We start from the raw sequence: 7,294 nt of genomic DNA on the forward strand, positions 1-7,294 counted from the left end.
AGCATAAAGACTGTTTTACTTCTGAATTCTGAATTCTAACTCCTGAATTCTGCTGTAAATTAGGTACTTTCGTTGATCGGGTTACTAATTGCTGTTGCCAGTAGCAGGAGCTTCTGTTGACTGAGATGGCCGGCGAGAACGACGTAAAGACTCTAACAGCTGACTTTGGCTAGGAGTTGTAGGTTGCTCTGTACGCCGCCGACGTCGATTTTTGGGTGTTTGTGACTGTTGTGGTGATTTGGTAACTACGTTCTCACGCTGCCTCTGACGTAGAGATTGTCTTAATCCCTGACTGGCAGATGTGGGATTTGGTCTAGATTCGTTTTGTCTGGTTGTTGCAGCTTCCTGTGATGAAGGCCGCCTACGTCTGATTCTGGGTTCTCCAATCGATTCCCTGGGGATATCAGTGATATTTGAGTCTACCAACCGTCGCCTACGTCTTGGAGCTTCCTCTGTGGGGCTGGGATTGGAAGCCGCTGTTTGTTGGATTCTTTGTGCTGCTTCTGTTTTTCTTTTACGTGCTTGGGCTTCGCGGTGACGGCGAGAACCTTGAATCGCAAATTCAGTTGCTATTGATACACCTTGCCGTCCACCAGCCGCAGGTTTTAATTTCCACTCACGGGCTTGTCTAATGGTTTCTTCATCCAAGTCACGATTACCACTAGAGCGAGCAATCCGCACGTTAGTGACATTGCCCTGTCCATCAGTATCAACTGCTACCTCTACTCTACCTTCAATGCCTCGCCGTCTAGCTGCTTCTGGGTATCTGGTGCGACATTCACGGCAAGCTGCACGGCCATTACCTGAACCATTAGAGTTGCGATCGCTATTTTCAGGTAGTTTTGGAGAGGTTGGTGCTGTTGCTACTGGCTTACCGCTTCCTGTTCTTGAGCCATTACCGATACCATTACCTGTACCGTTACCTGAGCCATTACCGATACCATTGCCTGTACCGTTACCTGAGCCATTACCGATACCGTTACCTGAGCCATTACCGATACCATTGCCTGTACCGTTACCTGAACCATTACCGATACCATTACCTGTACCGTTACCTGAGCCATTACCGATACCATTACCAAGGGCAACAGAGGAGCCAGTACTACCGCCAGCGGAGTTATTAGAATCTCCAGTAGTATTTCCATTACTTTGAGAACTTCCCTGAGTAGCTCTTAAGTCTCTAATGCCGCTCAATAAATCTCTCAACTTTTCACTATTTTGTTCTACTCCAACAGACGGCTTAGAGGTGTTAGCTGCAATAGGAGCAGAACGCTGAGAAATATCAGGCGTGGCCTTTTCAACTGGCTCTTCTGTTCTAGTTAGTTCTTGTGGCTTGCTAACTGCTGGTTTGGGTTGTTCAATTCTTTGCTCTGGTATCTTTGCCACAGTTGGCTTGGAGTTATCAACAAACTTCTGTGGTTGCGTTGGTCTAGAGGTTGATACTGGAGATTTAGGTACAGTTTGAATACCGATACCACCAGATCCACCACCGCTAGAGCCTCCACCACCTCCACCAGGAGAATCTAGTTCTGGTGAAGGTTTTGCCTCTTCTGGTGGTGGTGTTTCCAGCGCTGTTGGCTCAACGAGGGTCAATTCAATAGGTTCCTTTTCTAGTTCCGGCACTCTAGTTAACAGATTAGTAATCCCAGAGGCTAGTACTCCTATATGCAGGATTAGCGAACCAACCAGACTGAAGGCTAAAAAAGGCTTCAAAGCCTCAGCTTCTTTTTCTCGCTGTGCCACAGCGATACTGGAAAAACTCATAGATTTATTTGCGATTAATTAGCATTAATTTTGTCAGATTACGCTGCTGAGTAACAAAAGTCAAGCAATAAATTGTGTGAGCAATTTTTGTGGTTAGCAGGACGAGCATTACTAAAAATGCATTCTGGGTAGGATATTGAAGGTTTATAAATCTCTAAAAATTGTATAAATCTATGTCATGAAAGAGCTAAAACTTGAAATAGATTGTTATAAACTCATTTTTTATTGAGAAACTCTATTGATTAGTGAATAAGAACTGGTATTCTGAGTGTTGGGTTGTTGATTAGTCAAGAAACAGTACATGGATATCATTAAACTTTTTGAGGCGGGCGGCGTGGTAATGTGGCCGCTATTAGGGTTTAGCGTGGTAGCGATCGCCCTAATTATTGAGCGGGTTCGTTTTTGGTATCGGATCAATCATCGTCAAAACCGTGTGGTGCGGGAGGTTCTCAATCTCTATCGTCTCGACAACGTTGTTGGTGCTTTAGATAAACTGCAAAAAAATGCTGATTTACCGATTGCACGCATCTTTCTTTCAGCTTTAGAACTTGAACAACCTACTCCTGAAGAGTTTCGCCTAGCATTAGAAAGTGAAGCACAAGCCGAAATCCCCGTGCTGAAGCGATTTAACACCCTTTTCGAGACAATTATTAGCCTTGCACCCCTACTGGGATTGCTGGGAACTGTATTGGGATTGATTACTTCCTTTGCCTCCCTCAACCTCGGAGAAGTAGGTGGTGAAAAAACAGCAGGTGTTACCAGTGGTATTAGTGAAGCTCTAGTTTCGACCGCATCAGGATTGATAGTTGCCATATTTGTGCTGTTATTTGCCAACACATTCCGGGGACTTTACACTCGCCAAATGGCATTCATTCAAGAATATGGCGGGCAGTTAGAATTACTTTATCGTCGTCGCTATGAACGTGGGGAGAAGGCTTATGCGGCTACAAGATGAACCAGACTTACCCCCACAAATTAACATCGTGCCGATGATTGATGTTATATTTGCGATTTTGACATTTTTCATCATGTCAACACTATTTTTAACCAGAAGTGAGGGTTTGCCAGTAAATCTGCCAAAAGCAGCGACGGCTAAACAACAGCAAATTCCTACTAAAATCACAATCACGGTCGATGACAAAGGACTGGTGAGCTTGAATCGCCAGCCTACCACCATTGATGCTTTAACAGAGCAAGTGCGTAGTTTGGTGGGTGCTAACCCTGAAGCATTAGTAATTATTAATGCTGACGAAACAATAGGTCACGGTAAGGTAGTAGCAGTAATGGATCGGGTGCGGCAAGTGCAGGGAGCTAAACTAGCGATCGCTACCCAAAAACCTTAACAGTAGCTAAAAGGAAATAGTCAATAACTACTCGCGCTGTTGATACTGAGTCTACAGTGCGGTTATTTTTGTGACAACATGGTTAGTAGGTCTGCCAAACAAACCAAATATTGATGGGTATGAACCAATGCAAAGACGCGAAGACTCAGAGAGACAGAGAGTTAGAACATCAAGTTCATTACCTCTGTTTGTACTCTTGTAAGTACTACTTTAGAAAACTTTTTGCAAAAGTGTAGTCAAACCCAGTAACAGTACATATTGTGGATATTAATAAGCTGTATATTAGTTTCTGATGACTGCTGTGTGTTGATTAAGCAAACAGCTATCACCTTCCCGACAATTGTCAATAGTCCAGACTATTGGCTGTTGAGTGTGGACTGTTGAGTGCTGAATGCTCTTGGCTTAAAACTTTTATTTCAGTTTGATGGAAAGAGGTAGAAAAATCGTGAAAGGATTGGTGCGTTTATTAACAGTGTTTAGCTTGTTGCTTGGTTGTTGGGGATGGCTGGGAACAACTCAGATAGCCCAAGCTGCCAGTTTAAATAGTCTGACTTTTCCCCAAGTCCCAGTTCTAGCAGTTGGGCAGAATCGTGCAGACGCTAAGCTAGCAACGGATTTTGGTAAAAAAATTGATTTGAACAATACCAACGTCCGAGCTTTTCAACAGTATCCAGGGCTGTATCCTACCCTAGCTAAGAAAATCATCAAGAATGCTCCTTACCAAAAGGTAGAGGATATCTTGAGCCTTCCCGGATTGAGCGATCGCCAAAAACAAACTTTGCAAGCCAATTTAGAGAAATTTACAGTGACAGAACTAGAACCTGCCTTCAACGAGGGAGACGATCGCTTTAACAACGGTATCTATAGATAACTGTATTTGCAGTTAACTTAGTGAATAATGGCCTACTCCTTCTCTGAGGGAGTGGCACTTTTTGATTAGAGATGGGTATGGGAAGGTGATCGGGGAAAATATATACCCCCTCCCCTTCTCCCCCTCTCCTCTTCTCCCCCTTCCCCCCTAAATCTATAACCTTGCCTCAAATAGATATTCCTAGCCAATTTGATGTCTTGGTAGTTGGTGCAGGTGCCGCAGGGCTATACACGGCACTTTGTCTACCAGAGTCATTGCGAGTCGGTTTAATTACCAAAGAAACAGTTTCTTTATCTGCTAGTGATTGGGCACAAGGTGGTATTGCTGCCGCCGTCGCCCCTGAAGATTCTCCTTCGTTACACATTGATGATACAATCCGCGCCGGGGCTGGACTGTGCGATCGAGCATCTGTAGAATTCCTGGCCCAAAATGCCCCTAGCTGCATTCAATCTCTGGTCAATTTGGGAGTAGCTTTTGACCGTCATGGTAATGCTTTAGCTTTAACTTTAGAAGCTGCTCATTCTCGCAACCGCGTTCTTCATGCCGCTGACACAACAGGTAGGGAAGTCACCACCACCCTCACCGCCCAAGTACTGCGACGCCAAAACATTCAAGTTATCCAGCAAGCTTTGGCTTTGAGTTTGTGGATGGAACCGCAAAGCGAGCGCTGTCAAGGAATTAGCTTATTTTATCAAGGCGAAATCCGCTGGCTCGGGGCTGGTGCGGTGGTATTGGCAACTGGTGGCGGTGGACAAGTATTTGCTCAAACTACTAACCCTGCTGTTAGTACTGGGGATGGAGTAGCGATCGCTGCCCGTGCTGGGGCTATCCTCCGCGACTTGGAATTTATCCAATTTCACCCCACTGCCTTGACAAAACAAGGTGCCGATCGCTTTCTCATCAGTGAAGCTGTGCGCGGCGAGGGGGCACACCTCGTTGACAATGAGGGGCGGCGTTTCGCCTTTGACTACCATCCTGCGGGTGAACTTGCACCTCGAGATGTTGTCAGTAGAGCAATTTTTAGCCATTTGCAACGTACAGCAGCCGATCCGGCCACTGCCCATGTCTGGTTAGATATGCGCCCCATCCCACCGGAGAAGATTCGGCATCGCTTTCCCAATATCATTAAAGTTTGTCAACATTGGGGTATTGATGTCTTTACAGAACCAATTCCTGTTGCCCCAGCTGCCCATTACTGGATGGGTGGAATTGTTGCAGATTTGATGAATCGCACAAATATTTCTGGCTTGTACGCTGTCGGAGAAACCGCTAGTACTGGAGTGCATGGGGCAAATCGTTTAGCAAGCAATTCTCTTTTAGAATGTATTGTATTTGGCGCACAGATGGCTAATATTGATTTGCCTGCTGATGAGTTGCATTCAGATTTGCCAATGCTGCCATTACGAGAATTCCATAGTGATGTTGGCGAGTGGCACAGGCAGCAAGCACAACTAGAAGCACTACGACAGAAGTTACCTCGTTTAGTTTGGCAAAGTGCTGGTATTTGTCGATCGCAATCAGGATTGGAGGCGGCGATCACCACTGTTGAATCTTGGCAGCAAGATTTCGCTGCCTTAACATTGAGCCAATTTCTCCTCTCTTTAAATCCAGCACAACCAGCTCGTTTAGAACTACCGGATGTAGAACGGCAATTGCGACTCTGGGCAGAAACTCGTAATTTGCTTGATGTAGCTGATTTAATTCTTAAAAGTGCTGTTTTTAGAACCGAAAGCCGAGGCGGACACTACCGCTTAGATTATCCTGAAACAGACTTTGATTGGCAAGCTCACACCTTTGTACAAAAAAATCATTGGTGGAAATCCCCGATCTTAAACGCTTAATTATCTTCCAGCAATTTTTAATCAAGGATTTTAGCTGCTTCTACCAAGTTTCTCAATTACTGCTAAAAATTCTTTTTTCCTGCTCCCCTGCTGCCTATCTGTAGCGATCTTAAAAGAAAATACTATTCCTAGGGGTAAAACAGTGTTTACTCATTACCTATTCAGTTTTATACCGTCTAATTTGCCCAAGATTTTTAGCGTAAATTCTTGCTCTTCCTAATTTCTCATAAATTTTAATTGTTTAGCGAGTACCACTACCATGCTGACTGTCAGGCCCACCATAATTAGGTGGTGTATAAGGCTTTTGTAAATTCTGAGAATTAGCTTTGGATGTGGTTAAGCTTTCGTTATTAGTACTAAAGCTATTCACAGTCACGCTGCTCAAAGCTGCTGTAGTAGTAGCTGTCTTAGGGATTATCAGGGTAATACTGATAAAAAAGATTGCAATACTAGTAACTTTCAGATTATTAGCCATAGAACTAGGTAAATTTGCTGTTTCGGTTTTCATGCCATTTCTCTGTGTAGTTTTCGGTAAATGTACTCATTATGCCAAAAAAATATTAAATTTTAATTAATTTTTTGTTGCGTAGAAATGAAGTTGGTAGAGAACAAAGGGTTTATTGAGGCTAGATAGTTTGCACTTGAGTAATTTTGAAGAAATGTACTTGTCATCTAGAAATACAATTTGGGTTGTGTTTATAACATCGGTCTAAAGTTATAGATTTTCCAGAATTGCTTAAACACGTATATTTACTAAATTCGTAATCCTTAACACAATTTTAATATTCTCATGCCTAAATACTATGTTGGCTGGGTTACAAATCCAGAAAAATCATCTTCAAATTCTTTTGTATTAAGAAACATATAGCCGTAAAGATGGCTAAACTCTAAACCTCAAAGTTACCTTTGAGCATTTTTGCATTCAGGTTACGGAATCAAAATTAGTAAAAATAATTGCAAAAATAAATAGCTTTTTAAGTATATCTGCTGAAAAATTGTAGGTATGCAGCTTACTAAACTGTCATCAGCAATTACCTTGTTTGCATAAACCATCTAAAAAATTTCCACACAGTCACTAAATTCCTAAGAATAGTTTAAATTTATTGACAAAATGCTGCTTTAACCTCCTCATATCACTAAATACAGATTACTCACACCACATTCCGGTTAGTGTGACGAAGTTATTGCTAGAGCTAAAGAATGATTATAGAACGCTCTTCAAGTCAGGACTCTAGGCACTAGGCAGCATCAACTGTATAAGGTAGAACATAATAAAAACTGTCCTTCTATCTAAAAAATAAGTCAGAGGATAGAAGACAGTGAGTAGAAAGGAAGATAACTTTTTCATGTATAGTGGTGAGTCCACCACTGTGAAATGAGAACTACTACGTTTGGTCGCTAGATATATAGGTCGGCTAAGAGGATGTTTGAAAAGTTGGAAGTTAAGTAAAAAAAGCTCTCAGGGCATAAGCTGT

6 protein-coding genes are annotated in these 7,294 nt (G+C 42.8%); 4 read left to right on the forward strand and 2 right to left on the reverse strand.

Features of this window, described 5'->3' with window-relative positions; genetic code table 11:
* Positions 1-84 precede the first annotated feature (84 nt).
* Positions 85-1,764: an energy transducer TonB gene (locus BV372_RS23530; RefSeq protein WP_086688922.1), complete on the reverse strand. Its 1,680-nt coding sequence runs from the start codon at positions 1,762-1,764 to the stop codon at positions 85-87.
* A gap of 301 nt (positions 1,765-2,065) precedes the next feature.
* Between BV372_RS23530 and BV372_RS23535 the strand changes: the two genes are divergently transcribed.
* The 4 genes from BV372_RS23535 (at position 2,066) to nadB (ending at position 5,819) form a co-directional block, all read left to right on the forward strand.
* The gene (locus tag BV372_RS23535) at positions 2,066-2,719 is read left to right on the forward strand and encodes a MotA/TolQ/ExbB proton channel family protein (RefSeq protein WP_086688923.1); all 654 of its coding nucleotides are present in this window, start codon (positions 2,066-2,068) and stop codon (positions 2,717-2,719) included.
* Positions 2,703-3,107 (forward strand): biopolymer transporter ExbD, encoded by a 405-nt coding sequence (locus BV372_RS23540; RefSeq protein WP_086688924.1) that lies wholly within the window; start codon positions 2,703-2,705, stop codon positions 3,105-3,107. The genes BV372_RS23535 and BV372_RS23540 overlap by 17 nt, the downstream gene beginning before the upstream one ends.
* 445 nt (positions 3,108-3,552) lie before the next feature.
* Complete coding sequence (gene psbU / locus BV372_RS23545; protein WP_086688926.1) at positions 3,553-3,978, forward strand: photosystem II complex extrinsic protein PsbU; 426 nt, start codon at positions 3,553-3,555, stop codon at positions 3,976-3,978.
* Between the two features lie 161 nt (positions 3,979-4,139).
* Positions 4,140-5,819 (forward strand): L-aspartate oxidase, encoded by a 1,680-nt coding sequence (gene nadB, locus BV372_RS23550; protein ID WP_086688925.1) that lies wholly within the window; start codon positions 4,140-4,142, stop codon positions 5,817-5,819.
* Between the two features lie 241 nt (positions 5,820-6,060).
* Here the strand turns inward: nadB and BV372_RS23555 are convergent, their stop codons facing one another.
* Positions 6,061-6,327 (reverse strand): hypothetical protein, encoded by a 267-nt coding sequence (locus BV372_RS23555; protein ID WP_256973416.1) that lies wholly within the window; start codon positions 6,325-6,327, stop codon positions 6,061-6,063.
* Positions 6,328-7,294 lie beyond the last annotated feature (967 nt).

This window comes from Nostoc sp. T09 (assembly GCF_002154695.1).
In the GTDB taxonomy this organism is placed as follows: Bacteria; Cyanobacteriota; Cyanobacteriia; order Cyanobacteriales; family Nostocaceae; genus Aulosira.

Bases quoted from the DNA above. Each gene is read 5' to 3' on its own strand.
- BV372_RS23555 (WP_256973416.1), bottom strand. From the start codon at position 6,327: ATGAAAACCGAAACAGCAAATTTACCTAGTTCTATGGCTAATAATCTG.
- BV372_RS23530 (WP_086688922.1), bottom strand. From the start codon at position 1,764: ATGAGTTTTTCCAGTATCGCTGTGGCACAGCGAGAAAAAGAAGCTGAG.
- BV372_RS23535 (WP_086688923.1), top strand. From the start codon at position 2,066: ATGGATATCATTAAACTTTTTGAGGCGGGCGGCGTGGTAATGTGGCCG.
- BV372_RS23540 (WP_086688924.1), top strand. From the start codon at position 2,703: ATGCGGCTACAAGATGAACCAGACTTACCCCCACAAATTAACATCGTG.